This window comes from Algoriphagus vanfongensis DSM 17529, from assembly GCF_000429465.1.
Lineage (GTDB): Bacteria > Bacteroidota > Bacteroidia > Cytophagales > Cyclobacteriaceae > Algoriphagus > Algoriphagus vanfongensis.
In genome coordinates, this window is sequence record NZ_AUBX01000010.1 from 680,975 (window position 1) to 698,663 (window position 17,689).

The following is a 17,689-nucleotide window of genomic DNA, read 5'->3' on the forward strand; positions in this document are numbered from 1 at the left end:
CTTTTGATCAGCCTTAGATCTATGCTATTTCTCAGAGTCTGCAGTGCCTTTTTCCTTCTAGCTACCTTCATACCCCTCCTCAAATGGGAATACTGGTGGATTAGAATCTTTGATTACCCCCGATTGCAAAAGCTCATCATCATCTTGATATTATTCGGAGCGTGGTTTTTCTTGGGGTCATATGAGCATTGGGAAAAGTATGCGTGGCTGGGCTCACTAGGATTCGCTGTGGCATTTTTGACACACAAAGTGGTCCCTTTTACCCCATTAGGTTCCAAGATGATTGATTCAGCTCCTTTCCAGCAAGAAAATGGCATTCATCTTTTAGTAGCCAATGTTTACCAATACAATCAGAATTACAACGCCGCTTTGAATTTGATTCAAAAAGAAGATCCGGATTTGGTATTCTTAGTCGAAACAGATAAAAATTGGGAAACAGGACTTGCGCAGCTTGAGGACCAGTTTGAGTCTAGCATCAAGATTCCCAAAGACAATACCTATGGACTCTTACTGTACACACATCTGAAAATCGTGCGTCAGGAGATCAACTATCTGATTGACGAGGAAATCCCCTCGTTGGAACTGGACATCGAGTTAAGAAACGGGAAACTGATCACCATCTACGCAATCCATCCAACTCCACCAGTGCCTGGCGAAAATACCGAGAGCACAGAAAGAGACGCAGAGATCTTGATGGTAGGGAAAAAATCCAAGGAAAACCCACTGCCATCTCTCGTCATCGGTGACCTCAATGATGTCGCCTGGAGCTATACTACTCAATTGTTTTTGAAAATATCAGAAATGGCCGATCCTAGAAGAGGAAGAGGACTTTTCAGTACTTTTCATGCTAAAGTTCCCCTATTTAGATGGCCATTGGACCATATATTTCTCAGCAAGCATTTTGGATTGGGAGATCTAAAAGTCCAGTCTAGCATAGGTTCTGATCACTTCCCAATCAGTCTAAAGGCTGTATTGACCGCAGAAAACACCACCGAAACCCTAGAGGCAAATGGGGAGGAAAAAAAAGAAGCCCATCAGAAAATTTCCGATGGGCTTGAATCAGATTAAGTGGTTTTTAATTGCCTTCTTTCTCCTCAGCTTTGGCTTTTCTCTTGAAGCCTTTTCTAAAAGGCCAAGTGTATTCCAAAGCTTCCAAACCTCTATTGAGATTGTAAGTGGCTGAATCTGTATTTTCCATGGTGCTCTTCAACATCTCAGCAAATTCAGGGTCATTCAGAAGCATTCCCAAGGAATTGTCTGGATCATCCAGTTTTGCAGAGATTTCGCTCAATTTAGCGGTCAACTCTTCGGTATTGCTCGCAGAAGATCGGAAGCTGGTGATGGTCGCTTTCAGCTCTGAGGCCATCGTAGTATCAGTGACCAAGTCATTGAATAGATTGCCTTCTGTATTCAATTTCGTCGTGAAACGATTAAGGTCTGTCAGCATCTGATTGCTATTGATACTGGCTCGGTTTAGATTGGAAATGATAGAGCGGAAGTTTTCTGCCAAAAGTGAATCGGTCATTACAGCTCCTACGATTCCTTCTCCGGCTGCCAATTTCCCGGTTAAAACTTTGAGGTCATTGGTGATCTCGACCAAGTTTTTATTGTTCTCTTGGAGTGTTTCCATCATCGCATCAGTATCCAGAGGCATGACCGACTCCAGTCTATCGCCATCTTCTACCGGTGGAGCCAAGGTAGTCCCTCCATAGATCACGATGATTTTGTTACCGATCAGTCCATCGGAGCTCAATGTCGCTTTGGAATCCTTTCTGATAAACTCCACTACTTCTTCTTCCACGTTCATTTCGATTTCTACCTGGGAATCACCGTAGAAGTTGATTTTGCGGACTGTACCGATTTTCACACCAGAAAACCACACGTTATTGCCTGGCTGCAACCCGCCGATATCATCGAACACGGCTTTCAGCTGGATAGCCTTCACAAACTTTTTCTGTTGCCCGCCTAGGGTCATCACCCCGGCTACCAAAATGGCGATCCCTAAAAAGACAAATATGCCTACAATGACGGATCGTTTGTTTTCACCTCTCATGATTCTATAAAATTATAATCGTAGAATGATTTCACTCGTTGATCTTCCGCATGAGGGAAGACCTCTTCAAATGTTCCGATGGAACTAAACTGACCATCCAACAGTACCGCCATCCGGTCTCCCGTCATCTTGGCACAAGTCAGGTCATGGGTAATAACTATTGATGTGGTTTTGTAGCGCTCTCTGACCTCGTTGATCAGATTATTGATATCTACACAGGTAATCGGGTCCAATCCTGCCGTAGGCTCATCATACAGCATGATTTCTGGATTCAACACCAATGTTCGCGCTACGCCTATTCGCTTTTTCTGCCCTCCTGATAGTTCGGATGGCATCTGATTGATCGTCTGAGGTAGTCCCACAGCATCCAGCAAATCCTCGATCCGATGGTTAATTTCTTTCCGGGTAAGGTTCTTAATGTTTCTCACGAGAGGAAATTCCATATTCTCCCTTACTGTCATGGAATCGTATAGGGCCGAATTCTGGAAAGAAAACCCAATTTTCAACCTCAACTCATTGAGCTCACGAGTAGGAAGCTTTGAGACTTCTTTGCCCAAAACCTGCATCTGTCCGCGATCCTGCTTCAACAGGCCTACCATGATCTTGATGAGTACAGACTTACCTGTACCAGATCTCCCTAGGATGACCAAGTTTTCTTCTCTGAACAAGTCCAAATCGACTCCTTTCAAGACATGAAGGTCTCCAAAACTTTTATACAGGTTCTTTATTTCTACTACCTTTTCAGCCATGATCTAGAATGTTCTGATTGCATTGACGATCTGAAGAACCAATAGCTCTTCGATAAAGATCAAAAACATGGAAATCACCACGGCAGAATTTGCCGCTCGACCTACCCCTTCAGTTCCTTTGGAGGAATTATAGCCCTTATAGCACCCCACTATCCCGATGGTAAAGCCAAAGAGGAGAGATTTTAGGACTGAAGACCAAATATCAAGAAATGAAATCGACTCAAACACTTGAAAAAAGAAGGTTGACAAACTCACCAATTCATTCGAGTTGACATTGAGGAAAGATCCTATCAAAGCCACAAAATCTGTATACAGCACCAGAATGGGAATCATGAAAGTCGTAGCCAGGACACGGGATACGACAAGAAATTTAAACGGATTGGTCGCAGATACTTCCATCGCGTCGATTTGCTCGGTCACCTTCATAGAGCCTATTTCTGCACCTATACTCGAACCTACCTTCCCCGCAGCGATCAAGGCCGTCACCAATGGTCCCATTGCCCTTACTACCGCAATGGAAATCAAAGAAGGTAGCCAGGAAGTAGCTCCAAATTCGGAAAGAGAAGGCCTCGATTGATTGGTAAATACTATCCCTACAATAAATCCGGTCAAAGAAATCAAAGGCAGGGATTCCACGCCAATGCGATAACATTGATGAATCACTTCCTTAAATTCATAAGGAGGCAAAAACACCTCTTTCCAAAAACGTCTTACAAAATTCCAAGCATCAGCTAGTCCTGTAAAAAACTTATCGATTTTTTTTGAAAGCACAGGCTTTCTATCATCCGACTCTTCGGCCATATTTCCTTAAATCTAGTCTGTTTACTGCGATTCCGGATTGGGAAGCGGTACAAAGAAAACAAAATTAAAACCAACCCTTTCTATCAGAAGTATTTTTTTAAAAAAGCCAGCCCAGATACAAACGAAATTATAAATTGAAAATCAAAATCTCAAAGAATTATAATCGCATAATAGACAGAAAAAGGCCGAAACATTCTATTATCTAAAGGTTTTCAAAAAAAATCGAAAACGAAAGAGCCCAATATATATTGCATTTAATCGCATTCATACCTCCTGCTTTAGCTACTAGCTGTACCCTTCTCTTGCTACTGTGTAGCTAATAATCCCACTCATGTGGAAGTCGTACCCCAAAAAAAAAGCGGTCAAAAGACTTTTAGACTTCATTTCAATTCAAAATGGAAGCGGAAAAACAGCCCAGAGATGCCCGATAATGTTCAAATCCTATTCAGATTCATCAGGCTACAAAATCAATATGGTTTTAATAATTGAGGATTGATTTAGACATCGATGACATCAAACGAACAAGGAATCTGAATGTAATAGGAAAATGGAATTTCAGAAAAGTCGGCAAATCTGATTGTAATACTTGGAGATTGCATTTCTTAAGAAGAGCATACGAAAATGAAACTACTTCAACTATCTGGACAAACTTCAAGAAGTGTAAAACCGGAGTTGATGAGAAACCAACTCATCCAATCAATCCTAAAATCAAGAAAGCTTTCAAAGGATAATTTACTTTCTTGAAAAATTTCAAAATCCCAAATGAACAAAGAGCATTGGAGTTACTTTCATTCTCAGAAGAAGAAGGGTATAAAAATACCATTTCAATCATTTAGAAAACATCAAAACCAGAATTGATTCAGTAGGAAAAATTATTAATAACAAGTTCAAAATACACTCCTATTTGAAAACAATTATTGATAAATTAGTAAACTAAAATAGACAAAATAAAAAATCACCTCTAACTAGAAAATCAATAAAATGAAGAGTATGAATACTTGATAAAATCATTTACTTAAAAGAAATGTATTAAACAATAAATAGTAAAATAAAAAAACACACTATTCAACCAGTAAACTAAACGATATAGAAAAATTATAATACTATCCAATATTATAATACAATAACATAAACACGAACTCAATACAAGGAATTAAACCATATATTAAAAAGTATTCCTTTTCATCAATCTCAGAAAAATTTATTCAACTCTAGAGATTCAATAAGAGTGAAATTTGTCTCCATCCTTCTTCAGAAATAGGCTTTTCCAAAAGGCCTTTTACACTTGAAAAACCCAATGCCATTTGCTTATCCAACTCCGAAACATGGCCTGAAATCAATAGAATTGGAACTGCAGTACTAGCTGAAAATTGAGGGATAAAATCCCATGCAGAACCTTCTTCCAGATTGAGGTCAGAAAGAATCAAATCCCCTGGATGACCCTTGAGCCAATCCAACAAGTCCTGCACTTTTCCAAATATCTCCAGCTTCACTTCCGGCAAGTGAATCTTCACCATTTTCTTCATGAGTAAATGCTGAATCTTGTCGTCATCCAAATATAAAATCGTAGCCATTGCTGTCAGGTTCAAAAATCTCAGGTCAATTCATCGTGATGTAGAAGACAAATCTTCAATCAGCTAAAACTAAAAGTATTTCTCGAATAATTCTGCTAAATAATCTAAAGCTAGAAATATTTAGTCTAACCTAATTTATTTAGTCTAGCCTTTTTACGTTTACCCTAAATAGATATTATTGATCTTTTTTTCAGTCAGTTAAAAAAAATTATATAAAGTTTTAATTGAAGTAAGATTTAATCAAAAAAATAAAGGTGACAGAATCAAAGTTTCTTGCCTCGATCTTAAGTTTTCAAGTTTCGGGCCAAATAATATCTTCACTATTCTCCCATAGATTTTGGCTATAATATGTAATTTGCTCCCCTATCTGATGCTAACCTCAAATGGAACCAACTACACCAAAGCCCCGTCGGAAAAATCAATTTATCAGGTCGATTCTCTATCTGACCAATCGCTTCGATCTGCATGAAGGAAAGGAAGACGAGCTGGCTACGATCGAGTATGTCCGCAAAAATGTAGAGTTCAAAGGAGCCAATTTATGGATCCTCATCTTTGCTATTTTTGTAGCCTCGATCGGACTTAATGTCAACTCTACTGCAGTCATCATCGGAGCCATGCTCATCTCTCCCCTGATGGGTCCTATCATGGGAATTGGGATGGCCGCTGGCATCAATGATTTCGACTTGCTAAAGCGATCTCTTCGGAATCTGGGAGTAGCTGTTTTTATATCCATATTAACCTCTACTATATACTTTTATTTTACTCCTCTGGATGATGCGCAATCTGAATTATTAGCACGTACCGAGCCAACTATATGGGACGTATTGATAGCTTTATTTGGTGGACTCGCAGGGATCGTAGCAGGCTCCAGAAAAGAGAAAAGCAACGCTATTCCTGGAGTCGCTATTGCTACTGCTTTGATGCCTCCTTTATGTACCGCAGGATATGGTCTAGCTACTTTTAATTTTTATTATTTCTTTGGTGCTTTCTACCTCTTTTTTATCAACTCTGTTTTCATCAGTTTGTCTACCTATTTGATAGTTCGATTTATGAAGTTTCCTAAAAAGGAGTTCATGGATGAAAAGAAAGAAAAACGAGTGCAAACATATATTACCGTTTTCACTATACTCACGATAGTCCCTTCTGTATATTTAGCATATGGTATAGTACTCCGATCTATCTGGGAAGAGCAAGCTAAAAGATACGTACAGATAGAAATGGTATTTCCAAAAACACAGGTATTGAGCTCTGAATTTGATTATTCACAAGACCCTCGCAGAATTGAAATCAACTTGATAGGAGAACCTCTGGACAATGATGTATTGCGCATCACCAAAGAGAAGGCAATCGAATATGATCTAGAAAAAACAGAGGTTGTGATCCATCAAAGTGGAAGTGCCTCCACGGATATGAACCTATTGAGGTCCGATATATTGAAAGATCTCTATGAGCGCAATGAGCAAGTGATTCAGGATAAGGATGAGAAAATTTCTCTCTTGGAAAATGAAGTAGCCAATTACAGTCAAATCAGAATTTTGGGAACCGAAATAGCCCAAGAAGCAAAAATCAATCATCCAAATTTGACTAAATTCGCTTTGAACAGATCATTGATTTCAGATTTGGGAGCGAATAGTTCTGATACATTATTGATCGCCTATGCGCAGTTTAAAACCAAGCCTCAAAAATCAGAATCTGACAAATTTCTTCAGTGGCTCAAGCTGCGGACAAAAGCAGACACCGTAGCCCTTTTCCTCTACTAAAAACCCAATCACATGAAAAAGCTCATCCTCTCATTCGCTCTCTTTCTGGGGAGCATGCTCGCACTTCAGGCACAAGATACCTTCGATCAAGAATTGGCCGATAAGGTTGGTGCAGACCCATACGGCATGAAAAAGTACGTCATTGCGTTTCTCTACCGCGGAGATCGCGTCGAGGAATACAGTGCCGAGGAACGGAGCAAATTTCAGGAAGGACATATGGCCAATATCAACCGGCTGGTAGAAGAAGGGAAAATGGTGCTTGCTGGACCATTTTTTGGCAATGAAGAACTAAGAGGTCTATTTTTCTTTGATGTGCAATCTCTGGAAGAGGCTCAACAACTCACTGAATCAGATCCAGCCATCCAAGCAGGAGTTCTCAAGATGGATCTCAAAGAATGGTATGGCTCCGCAGCCTTGCCATTGCTTATTGAACTTCATTCAAAAATAGCTAAAGAGAATATTTGAGCTTAAAACAGAGAGAAGGAAAGTTTGTCAGTCAAGAGTTCCAAAGCCCGGATCGACTTGACTGAGTTTCCTTTTTCGTTCAGCTCCGGACTCCAGACCGCTATGCTGAACTTGTGCGGCATGACAGCCGCCACACCTCCTCCTACTCCACTTTTTCCAGGCATTCCCACGCGATAGGCAAATTCCCCAGCCTCATCATAAAATCCACATGTCAACATCAAAGCATTGACACGCCGGGCATGACTCTCGGTCAAAATTTCCCGTTTGGCAAAAATCGAATAACCATCATTTGCCAAAAATGAGAAAGAACGCGCCAAATCCACACAGTTCATCTCTATGGCACAATGGGAAAAATACACATCCAAAACCTGTTCTATGGGATTGTCAAAATTCTGATAGGATTTGAGGAAATAAGCCAAGGCGGTATTTCTGGCGGCGTGATTTTTTTCTGAATTCATCACCTCCTGATTGACCCTGACACAATTTTCTCCTGCCAAATCATTGATAAAAGTCGAAATCTGCTCAACCGGATGGTCAAATTTACTGCATAGCGCATCTGTAATGACCAAAGCTCCAGCATTGATGAAAGGATTTCTGGGAATCCCCTTTTCATATTCCAACTGCGCTATCGAGTTAAAAGGGTTACCACTGGGTTCTACATTGACACGAGACCAAAGTTGGGTATTGAATTTGGGAAAAACCATAGTCAGGGTATGCACCTTACTGATACTTTGGATAGAAAAAGGCACCTGATAATCCCCCACTCCAAACACATTCCCTTCCAGATCGACTAGCGCCATCCCGAATTGATCGGGATTTACGCCGGCTATTTCAGGGATATAGTCCGCAACTTTTCCTCGCGGGTTTTCGGATTGTATTTCCTGATAAACCTCCTCAATTAATGTTTGGTAATCCATATGCTTAAAATGGTCAATTTATTTTTCTTGAAAAACTCTCACGAAATCTTACAACCAAGCAGAAGCATGAAAAATTCATCATACCTAAAATTCTTATGTATATAATTTTTTTATATATTTACCGATGCTAGGTAATACAGCGAACTAATGTCAAACAATAATCTGATCAAAGGCTCACTTCAAACCATCATTCTCAAACTTCTGGAGGAAAATGAGAAAATGTATGGCTATGAGATCACGCAGCGAGTTAAAGAACTCACCGCCGGGGAAATCAAAATCACCGAAGGAGCCCTCTACCCTGCCCTTCACAAACTGGAAGCCGAGGGCCTATTGACCACAGAAATCCAGCAAGTCGATAATCGCGTGAGAAAATACTACAGCCTGACCAAGGACGGCCAAAAGGAAGTCACCAGCAAAATGTCAGAGCTGCAGGGCTTCGTCGAGAATCTCCAGCGAATCCTAAGTCCAGATCTCAAACCAGGATTCAACATCTGATAGTATGGCCATGAGAAAACTGACAGAGTCTGAACTAAATCAAGTGAAAAAAGCAATCTCGGAGAAAAAACTTTTTTCGGCCGAATTACTGGTTGAAATCTATGATCATTATGTCACTCATCTGGAAAGTTATCCTGAGAGGGAGTTTCAAAACGAGTTAAATGGACTGGAAGAAAAATGGTCGAATTCTTATTGCAAAAAACTCCAATACAATCTTGAGAAGACTTATGCGAAATCCCTTCGAACATCCCAATGGCTTTTGATCAAGTCCTATTATTCATGGCCAAAAGCGATGTTCACTCTTGTATTAGTGATACTACTCACACTTTTTGTGGACACATTTCCATTCAAAACCCAGATACTTATCCTCTTCGGCTTGCCCTTGGTTTTTCTCGCAGGTTTTGCCCTTGTGGTCAATCTACAAAATCGAGCTAGAATAGACTCGATCAGGAAAATGCTCGGAAAACCTAGCTTTTCTATTTCTTCCTCCTTTATTTCTAAACTGAGCCAACAGATCGTTTTCCCTCTCCATTTCTACAATCTTTTCCTCAACGTTCCTCGAATTTTTGGCTGGACCGAACAAATCCCAGAGAGTATATTGAATGCCTTGAGCGTCACCTTTTGTTTTCTGATCGTTTTGCATTCCTTCAGCATCTATGAAGCCTGGAAAATCAAATCTAAAACCACACTAATATGAAACTCTCCTCTTCCCACATCTCCCAAATAGAATCCTCACTATCTGGCGGAAAAATCTATTACGAGGATATCAGAGCCGAATTGGTGGATCATATCGCCTCAAAAGTGGAGCATGCGATGGATGATGGAGCCTCTTTTGATCAGGCACTTTCTGAAATCAGTAAAGAAATAAATCCTTCCAGCTTTCAAAGGAGACTTTTGGTAGCTTCCCATTTAGGCTTTTTCAAAACGATCGCTGCCAATATGCTTCAGGGATCGATTATTTTCAAAGCCCTAACAATGTTCGCCTGTTCTCTACTACTTATCTACTTTTTTGATTACAGCCCAATGGAAGCAGAAATACATATAAAAACTATCTTCATAAGCCTAATCCTAGGAATGGTAATCTTGGGGCTGTTAGGTGGACTGTTAAAAAATTCACAGTTATTATCCGCTGGCAATTCACTTTGGCTCATCCTCTGTGTTGCGCAGTTCGTGCTGAATCTTGATTGGTTGGTTTGGCTTGGATTATCTCCTCTTGCGTCCATTTACCTCATCGCTTTTATGCTTTCACTGGTATTCATCGCAGGATTTTCTGAGCTTGTCTCTCAAGCAAAAAAACTTCGTACCACTTGAAACTCTCCCCTTCCCAAATCGCAACCCTCAAAAAACTGATCTCCTACAAAGGCTATCCAGAGATCGATGTGCAGTACGAGATCCTGGATCACGTAGCCTGCAAGGTGGAAGCGCTTTTGGATGAAGACCCCAAGTTAAGTTTGGATGATGCTTTTCGAAAGGTACATGCCAGCTTTGGCATATTTGGATTCAGTTCGCTAGAAGAATCCTACAAAAAAATGATCGAGAAAAGGCTGAGAAAATCTTTTTGGACTTCCTTCAGAGAATTCATTTTGAGCTATCGAGTCCTATTCCCTTTATTTCTGGCATTAGTCATCTATCAAAGCTCCATTCTTTTGAATGACCCCAACAGCTGGATTTTGATGCTTATCGTTTTTGTGGTAATTGGAAGCAGTTACCTAATGACACGCTACTGGAAAAGCCACAAAGAATTGAAAAACTACGCCTGCTACGTTGGGTCCACTTCTATTTTTCAGGTTTTAAACCTATCCATTACGATTTGCCTGTATTCCTATCAGTTTGTTTACTTAAAGACTGCAGAGCCGGATTCTATTTTCACAAGTATCGTTAAAGGAGCCATTATCCTGGCCTTGATTGGTTTTGTTATCAGCATTTTTATTCTTCCCAAAATACTAGACAAATCCATTCAGGAAACCGAAAAACTAAAATCCATCTACGAAAGTGAAACCGCTGCATCCTGACACTTGGCTTTAGGTTCTTCATACCAGATACTTGAATCTTGATTTATCTTCACAAAGGGATAACCTTCTTCCCACAATTTTTCCCTACATTTGCGGCTTGAAAAAGGCAGATCATGCAGAATATCAGAAATATTGCGATTATCGCACACGTTGACCACGGCAAGACAACACTCGTGGATAAAATCATCCACGCATCCAAAATCTTCAGAGAGAATCAGCAATTCGATGATTTGATCCTGGACAATAATGATTTGGAGCGTGAGCGAGGAATTACCATCCTTTCCAAAAACGTATCTGTTCGCTACAAGGACACTAAAATCAACATCATCGATACTCCAGGTCACGCCGACTTCGGTGGAGAAGTAGAGCGAGTATTGAAGATGGCTGATGGCGTTATTCTTTTGGTGGATGCTTTTGAAGGACCGATGCCTCAGACTCGTTTCGTTTTGGGTAAAGCACTTTCCCTTGGCTTGACTCCTATCGTGGTGGTCAATAAAGTCGACAAAGAAAACTGTAGACCAGATGAAGTCCATGAGTCAGTATTTGAACTCATGTTCAACCTGGATGCTACAGAAGAGCAATTGGAATTCCATACGCTTTATGGATCTGCCAAGCAAAACTGGATGGGACCGGACTGGAAAAACCCTACGGATTCTATCCTACCGCTATTGGATGCTATCCTTGAATACATCCCTCAGCCGAAAATCGACGAAGGAACACTTCAGATGCAAATCACTTCGTTGGACTACTCCAACTTCGTAGGCCGTATCGCTATCGGTAGAGTAAAAAGAGGTTCCATCTCCGAAAATCAGCAAATCGCTCTTTGCAAAGCAGATGGAAGCATCAAGAAAATGCGTGTCAAAGAACTTCATGTATTCGAAGGTCTTGGAAAAAATAAAGTACAGACTGTAGAAGCAGGCGATATCTGTGCTATCACAGGTTTGGAAGATTTCGAAATCGGAGACACCGTAGCTGATGTGGATAGCCCTGAACCGCTTCCACGTATCGCTATCGATGAGCCTACGATGAATATGCTCTTCACGATCAATAACTCTCCTTTCTTCGGCAAAGAAGGAAAATTCGTGACATCCCGTCACTTGAGAGACAGATTGATGAAAGAGATGGAGAAAAACCTTGCGCTTCGCGTAGAGTCTACCGATTCTGAAGATAAATTCTTGGTCTATGGACGTGGTATTCTTCACTTGTCAGTATTGATCGAAACAATGCGTCGTGAAGGCTACGAGCTACAGGTAGGTCAGCCTCAGGTGATTTTCAAAGAAATCGACGGTGTCAACTGTGAACCAATCGAAACCTTGGTAGTAGACGTCCCTGAAGAGACTGCTGGTAAAGTGATCGAATTGGCTACTCAGAGAAAAGGTGAAATGCTGATCATGGAGCCAAAAGGCGATCTGCAGCATCTCGAATTCCAAATCCCTTCTAGAGGTTTGATCGGATTGAGAAACAATGTGCTTACCGCTACCCAAGGTGAAGCCATCATGAACCACAGATTCTCTTCCTACGAACCATACAAAGGAAATATCCCTGGCCGAATCAATGGATCTTTGATCTCTATGGAGAGTGGACAGTGTACTGCTTACGCCATTGATAAGCTACAAGATCGTGGTGTGTTCTTCATCGAGCCGGGAGACGACTTGTATACCGGACAGGTGATCGGAGAGCATTCCAGAGACAATGATATCGTAGTCAATGTGCAGAAAGGCAAGAAATTGACCAACATGCGTGCTTCTGGTTCAGATGACAATACCCGTATCGCTCCTCCTAAGCGATTCTCCCTAGAAGAATCCATGGAATACATCCAGAAAGACGAATACTTGGAAATCACTCCAAAATCCATCCGAATGAGAAAAATCTATTTGGATGAAAATGAGAGAAACAGAATGGCGAAAAAAGACGCTTAATTCTATTTGATAATCAAATGATAAAAATCCCTCCCTGATCCGGAGGGATTTTTTATTAATATTGAAAACCAAAACCTAAGTTTTTTATTCAGCGTTCAATTACAAAAAACACTTTTAGTTATGATCAGATCAGGCCTTCTCATTATCACATTTTTCTTAAGCTTCGGAATAGTTTCTGCCCAGACCGAAAATGATGTCATCTACTTCATCGAAGGTCCCGTAGAAGCTTTGGTCAAAGAAGTAGGAACTGATCTGATCAAGTACAGCTACCCCAATGAAAACGCAATCTACTCTGTGAGTAAGCATCAGGTGACAAAAATCAAGTTTTCAAGCGGTAGAGAAGAGACTTTTCATAGCCCGATCAAAAGTGTGAATGGTCTGAAAGATTCCGAAAATGTGTACATCACTTACAATCCAAATGATGTACAAGGATTGATCCCTATGGGAGATTTATACAGCAAAGCGACAGGTGTGACCGTTTTGTCCAGCATCAATAGTGTCAAAAACAGAGCCATGGACAAACTCAAAGCGGAAGCGGCAATGGTAGGAGCCAATGTCGTGCTAATCGGAAACCTATATCAGCGTGGCAATACCTACGGTGGCGAAAATCAAGCCGGCAACAGCACTCAAACCAGCTTCTCAGGCACAGCATTTTCCTCAGAGAAGTTAGACATGGAGCAGGCCATCGAGTTCCTTGAGACCTACGAAGTGCATCATTACCAAACCCATACCTTGAATAGAAATGCATGGAGCCCTGAAAAGGAAGTAGCTACCAAGTTGGACAAAGACCACAAACCAATCCTTTTTACCATTGATCAGATCAGAGAAGAAGACAACAAGCTATATGTCTCCACCCCTGACATCCGATCCAAGACCAAGGAATTGCAAGTAATTTATGTAGCAGATGACCACATGATCCTGATGGAGCGAAACAACCAGAAGGTCATCAACTATCTCCTGATCAATGAGAATAATGAGCACTTACAGGCTTTGAATAGGAGAAGATATGTAGGATACTAAATATAACGGGCCAGAAATTTACTCTGGCCTTTTTTGATGGATCTTTACCAGACATTTTTTAGCACATTGAAAAAGTCAAATCTTGGCTTTTCCCTAGAGCTGATTTGAAAATTATATTTTTATCTTTAAAACTGCTTCGAATCAGAACCTTCGATGCGTTCTAAAAACCGAAATTTCGGGCCATTATGACTTCAAGAAGAGACTTTATCAAAACCATCGGCCTAGCAAGTGCTGCGGCCACATTACCTATAAACACCATTGCAAACGATATGGCAAAACAAAAAATGATTCACCAGGTTTACTTCTGGCTACACGACAAAGCAAATACTCAGGAATTCCTTACAGAAGCAGTACCGATGCTAGGCAAGTGTCCTACGGTAGCTAAATTTATCGCCGGTACACCTGCAGATACAGAACAGCGAGATGTAGTCGATCACTCTTGGCAAGTTTCCTGCACCGTCTTTTTTGACAGTCTAGAAGACCAGCTTGCTTATCAGAAAGAGCCGCTTCATTTGGAGTTCATTGATAAATACTCCTCGATGTGGAGCACTGTCAAAGTCTACGACATCGCAATCTAAAAGCAGCTCCTTTACGTATTTAGATACCAAAACCCCAGATCATGAAAACACATAGACATATCCTATTTCTAATCATGCTGGGGTTTTGGGCTTGTGATCCCAAAGAAGAAATCATCCCGGATCCCCAGTCGGACCAAGTCAAGCAGGCCATATACGACTCCATGGAGGAGTGGTATTATTGGAATGAAGAACTGCCTCCTATCCCTTCTTTTTCTGATTTCTCAAGCAACTCAGAGTTTCTAAATGCCTTGCTCTTTCAAGAGTTGGATCGATTCTCTTACCTGACCACTTTGGAGGATTTTCAAAATGCCTTCGTAGGCCGCAATGCCGGACATGGATTTGGTTTTGCCTTCGACGCTGAAGAAAGATTATTCTTGACATTCGTGTTTGATGAATCTCCAGCTGGAAAAGACGGATGGCAACGAGGTTGGGAAATCACCGAAATCAATAGCAAGCCCATCTCCGATTATAAAACTTCAACAGGAGGCTATGACTTTCAATTGGGAGCATCAGATCCTGGAATCAGCAATACATTTACTTTTCTCCTCCCGGATGGCACCACGACCACTCGTACCAACACCAAAGCAGAATACCAATCCAATTCTGTTTTGTTCCAAAATGTATTCGACCTAGCCGACAAAAAAGTAGGGTACTGGGTCTATCAAAGCTTCAAAGCCACAGCAGGACTCTCTCCTACCAAAAGTCAAGAAGTGGATGAATCGATGGCTTTTTTTCAGGCTGAAAATATTGACGAGTTGATTATCGATCTTCGCTACAACGGAGGCGGCTCAGTTGCAGTCGCAGAGCAAATCAGCAATTACCTGATTCAATCATCCAACACGGGCAAGTTGATGTACACCAACAAGCTCAATTCACTTAAAACCTCTCTCAACGACTCGGAGAATTTCAACAAGCTGGGGACGCTCGATCTGAGTCGAATTATCTTCATCACCAGCCGTGGATCAGCATCCGCCTCAGAACTGGTCATCAATATCCTGCGACCATACACAGAAGTGGTCTTGATCGGTGACAATACCTTTGGAAAACCAGTAGGTTCATTCCCACTCTCATCTTTCAACAGAGTCCTGTCCCAAAATGATGTAGAGCTCGTGCCGATCACTTTCGCCACAGCGAATGCTGATGGCAATGCAGATTATTTTGATGGGTTCCCTGTGGATCTTTCCGTGGGAGACAGCCCGCAGTACGCTTGGGGGGATCCTCGTGATTTTAGATTAGCTGCAGCTTTGGATCTTGTAGAAAGCAGTGGTTTTTCTTCCCGCATTCATTATCCTTTCTTCAAAGCTTCTTGGGAAATGATTGATGCTTTTGAAGGTTTGGAAAAAGAATTCCCGGCATACTAAATGAAAAACGCCTAGACAAACTCTTAAGCATCAAGTAATTTCATTAAATTATTAATATTTTAAGCCAAATAAATTTTTGGCAAATGAAACTTGCAATTTCAAAAGAGAAGCTTTGGGACTTTTTTATTCTTTCAGCTAGGTTCCTTATAGCTTGGACATTTATTAGATATGGATGGTCCAAACTCACTCATGGTCAATTCGGAATTTCAGAAGTAGAATTAGCCACCCAGATTAAGGACTTATCTTTATTCAGGGTTTCTTGGTATCTATTTGGCCACGAACCATTTAATTCAATCATAGGAATCTCTGAAATTATCTGTGGAGTGCTTTTACTTTTTACCAGAACTTCCTTGATTGGTGCCTTCCTGTTTCTCCCGATTGTCACCACTATCCTCATTATTGACCTGACTGTGATGGACCCCGGCATGGCTCAGGCATTTGCCTGGAGATTGGGTTTTTACATCGTATTGGATTTGCTAATCCTATGGTATCACCAGGAAAAGATAATTACCATCTTCAACACTTTATGGTATAATGTAAAAATGAGAAGCAAAATCCCAATAGGCTACTATCTTCTGATTCCTATTGCTGCGATATTCCTTGAGGTATTTCTCTTTATTCCAAAACTCTTAGTTGATTTGATCGTTGATCCGGAAACCACCCTAACTGGTTTAGTTTATCTGAAAGACTCAATTTTTGAATATTTCAATCAGCTATAACACTTACTTTCTAGGAGGGGGACTGGCATCAGCTCCGCAAAGATTCCTATTTTTACATCCCAATAAAATCCTAAAAAATTGAAACTTCTCGCCATCCTAGCCTCCGGTAGCGGCTCCAATGCCGAAAAAATAATGGAATATTTTCAGGACTCTGACAAAGCCACCATCGCTTTGGTCGGATCCAATAAACCAGAAGCTTTTGTACTTGAGCGAGCCAAAAAGTTTGACGTTCCTACGTTTACTTTTTCCAGAAAAGAAATGGATGCCGGGCTACTTCTCGAAAAACTTCAGCAGGAAAAAATCGATTGGGTGATCCTGGCAGGTTTTCTTTTGAAAATCCCTGTAGAACTGACCCGTGCCTTCCCTGATCGCATGGTCAATATCCATCCGGCTCTACTTCCAAAGTATGGCGGAAAAGGAATGTACGGTTCTCATGTGCACGAAGCCGTCAAAGCCGCTGGAGACAAGGAAACGGGTATTACCATCCACTTAGTCAATGAGAATTACGACGAGGGGAGAATTGTCTTTCAGGCCTCTACTCCACTATCAGACTCAGACACTCCTGAATCCATTGCCGAAAAAGTGCATGCCTTGGAGCATAAGCATTTCCCAGAAGTAATTGCCAGTCTTCTCTGATTTCAATCCGATGGAAAAGTCCACCAAGGTTTTTATCGCCACAAGTTTGGATGGTTTTATCGCTGATCTAAATGGTGGAATCGAATGGCTGGACACTTTTCCTGAAATCAATCAAATCGATACGGGATATCACTCATTCACTTCTGAAATCGATGCCTTGGTGATGGGAAGGAACACTTTCGAAACGGTATGTGGATTTGACATCGACTGGCCTTATCAGAAGCCGGTTTTTGTATTGAGCAAAACTCTAGGAGAGATTCCAGAGAAATACCAAGGAAAAGCCGAATTGGTGCATGGAGAGCTGAAAGAGGCTTTGGCACAAATCCATCAAAAAGGCTATGGAAGACTCTATATCGATGGTGGAAAAACCATCCAAAGTTTCCTCCAACAGGATCTAATTGATGAAATAGTGATTACGGTCATTCCTGTGCTATTGGGAAAGGGGATTCCACTTTTTGGAGAGCTGGACCAAGCTTTAATTTTTGAATGCAAAAGCACAAAACTCTTCTTAGAGAAAATTGTCCAAAACAGATTTGTGAGGAGAAAGAGTTAATTCTAAATCTTTGGAATGCCCATTCATTTTTCCATCTCCAACCAATTCCTCTTTAGTCCAATACGGTCTTTTTTTCT

19 protein-coding genes are annotated in these 17,689 nt (G+C 41.0%); 14 read left to right on the forward strand and 5 right to left on the reverse strand.

Features of this window, described 5'->3' with window-relative positions; genetic code table 11:
- The first annotated feature begins 21 nt into the window (after nucleotides 1–21).
- Nucleotides 22–1,068 carry an endonuclease/exonuclease/phosphatase family protein gene (locus G460_RS0108150; RefSeq protein ID WP_026954888.1) on the forward strand — a complete coding sequence of 349 codons (1,047 nt, stop codon included), beginning with the start codon at nucleotides 22–24 and terminating at the stop codon, nucleotides 1,066–1,068.
- Between the two features lie 7 nt (nucleotides 1,069–1,075).
- Here G460_RS0108150 and G460_RS0108155 read toward each other — a convergent pair whose 3' ends face one another.
- The 4 genes from G460_RS0108155 to G460_RS0108185 all read right to left on the reverse strand — a co-directional run bounded on the left by G460_RS0108155 (nucleotide 1,076) and on the right by G460_RS0108185 (nucleotide 5,177).
- Nucleotides 1,076–2,053 (reverse strand): MlaD family protein, encoded by a 978-nt coding sequence (locus G460_RS0108155; RefSeq protein ID WP_026954889.1) that lies wholly within the window; start codon nucleotides 2,051–2,053, stop codon nucleotides 1,076–1,078.
- Nucleotides 2,050–2,802 carry an ABC transporter ATP-binding protein gene (locus tag G460_RS0108160; RefSeq protein WP_026954890.1) on the reverse strand — a complete coding sequence of 251 codons (753 nt, stop codon included), beginning with the start codon at nucleotides 2,800–2,802 and terminating at the stop codon, nucleotides 2,050–2,052. Before G460_RS0108160 ends, G460_RS0108155 begins: the two co-directional genes overlap by 4 nt.
- A 3-nt stretch (nucleotides 2,803–2,805) precedes the next feature.
- The gene (locus G460_RS0108165; protein WP_026954891.1) at nucleotides 2,806–3,603 is read right to left on the reverse strand and encodes an MlaE family ABC transporter permease; all 798 of its coding nucleotides are present in this window, start codon (nucleotides 3,601–3,603) and stop codon (nucleotides 2,806–2,808) included.
- A gap of 1,211 nt (nucleotides 3,604–4,814) precedes the next feature.
- On the reverse strand, nucleotides 4,815–5,177 hold the full coding sequence (locus G460_RS0108185; RefSeq protein ID WP_026954892.1) for a response regulator: 363 nt from the start codon (nucleotides 5,175–5,177) through the stop codon (nucleotides 4,815–4,817).
- Nucleotides 5,178–5,560: 383 nt separating this feature from the next.
- Here G460_RS0108185 and G460_RS0108190 point away from each other — a divergent pair, with 383 nt between their 5' ends.
- Nucleotides 5,561–6,937 (forward strand): TIGR00341 family protein, encoded by a 1,377-nt coding sequence (locus G460_RS0108190; RefSeq protein ID WP_026954893.1) that lies wholly within the window; start codon nucleotides 5,561–5,563, stop codon nucleotides 6,935–6,937.
- 12 nt (nucleotides 6,938–6,949) lie between these two features.
- Entirely contained in the window at nucleotides 6,950–7,402 is a 453-nt protein-coding gene (locus G460_RS0108195) for a YciI family protein (protein WP_026954894.1), read from the forward strand.
- A gap of 2 nt (nucleotides 7,403–7,404) precedes the next feature.
- Here G460_RS0108195 and G460_RS0108200 read toward each other — a convergent pair whose 3' ends face one another.
- Nucleotides 7,405–8,319, reverse strand: a complete 915-nt coding sequence (locus tag G460_RS0108200) for a glutaminase (protein ID WP_026954895.1) — start codon at nucleotides 8,317–8,319, stop codon at nucleotides 7,405–7,407.
- A 147-nt stretch (nucleotides 8,320–8,466) separates the two neighbouring features.
- Here G460_RS0108200 and G460_RS0108205 point away from each other — a divergent pair, with 147 nt between their 5' ends.
- From G460_RS0108205 to G460_RS0108255, 11 genes are all read left to right on the forward strand, one after another.
- Complete coding sequence (locus G460_RS0108205; protein WP_026954896.1) at nucleotides 8,467–8,814, forward strand: PadR family transcriptional regulator; 348 nt, start codon at nucleotides 8,467–8,469, stop codon at nucleotides 8,812–8,814.
- Nucleotides 8,815–8,824: 10 nt separating this feature from the next.
- Nucleotides 8,825–9,511: a hypothetical protein gene (locus G460_RS0108210; protein ID WP_157366891.1), complete on the forward strand. Its 687-nt coding sequence runs from the start codon at nucleotides 8,825–8,827 to the stop codon at nucleotides 9,509–9,511.
- Nucleotides 9,508–10,125 (forward strand): hypothetical protein, encoded by a 618-nt coding sequence (locus G460_RS0108215; RefSeq protein WP_026954898.1) that lies wholly within the window; start codon nucleotides 9,508–9,510, stop codon nucleotides 10,123–10,125. The genes G460_RS0108210 and G460_RS0108215 overlap by 4 nt, the downstream gene beginning before the upstream one ends.
- Nucleotides 10,122–10,826: a hypothetical protein gene (locus G460_RS0108220; protein WP_026954899.1), complete on the forward strand. Its 705-nt coding sequence runs from the start codon at nucleotides 10,122–10,124 to the stop codon at nucleotides 10,824–10,826. The genes G460_RS0108215 and G460_RS0108220 overlap by 4 nt, the downstream gene beginning before the upstream one ends.
- A gap of 113 nt (nucleotides 10,827–10,939) precedes the next feature.
- Entirely contained in the window at nucleotides 10,940–12,745 is a 1,806-nt protein-coding gene (typA, locus tag G460_RS0108225; protein ID WP_026954900.1) for a translational GTPase TypA, read from the forward strand.
- 120 nt (nucleotides 12,746–12,865) lie between these two features.
- Entirely contained in the window at nucleotides 12,866–13,765 is a 900-nt protein-coding gene (locus tag G460_RS21655; RefSeq protein WP_051315975.1) for a hypothetical protein, read from the forward strand.
- A gap of 185 nt (nucleotides 13,766–13,950) precedes the next feature.
- Nucleotides 13,951–14,343, forward strand: coding sequence for a Dabb family protein (locus G460_RS0108235; protein ID WP_026954901.1), 393 nt, complete (start codon nucleotides 13,951–13,953; stop codon nucleotides 14,341–14,343).
- A gap of 41 nt (nucleotides 14,344–14,384) precedes the next feature.
- Nucleotides 14,385–15,704, forward strand: a complete 1,320-nt coding sequence (locus tag G460_RS0108240; protein ID WP_026954902.1) for a S41 family peptidase — start codon at nucleotides 14,385–14,387, stop codon at nucleotides 15,702–15,704.
- 83 nt (nucleotides 15,705–15,787) lie between these two features.
- Nucleotides 15,788–16,423 carry a DoxX family membrane protein gene (locus G460_RS0108245; protein ID WP_026954903.1) on the forward strand — a complete coding sequence of 212 codons (636 nt, stop codon included), beginning with the start codon at nucleotides 15,788–15,790 and terminating at the stop codon, nucleotides 16,421–16,423.
- Between the two features lie 78 nt (nucleotides 16,424–16,501).
- Nucleotides 16,502–17,059 carry a phosphoribosylglycinamide formyltransferase gene (gene purN / locus G460_RS0108250; protein WP_026954904.1) on the forward strand — a complete coding sequence of 186 codons (558 nt, stop codon included), beginning with the start codon at nucleotides 16,502–16,504 and terminating at the stop codon, nucleotides 17,057–17,059.
- Nucleotides 17,060–17,069: 10 nt separating this feature from the next.
- Nucleotides 17,070–17,612: a dihydrofolate reductase family protein gene (locus G460_RS0108255; protein ID WP_026954905.1), complete on the forward strand. Its 543-nt coding sequence runs from the start codon at nucleotides 17,070–17,072 to the stop codon at nucleotides 17,610–17,612.
- The last annotated feature ends 77 nt before the right edge of the window (nucleotides 17,613–17,689 follow it).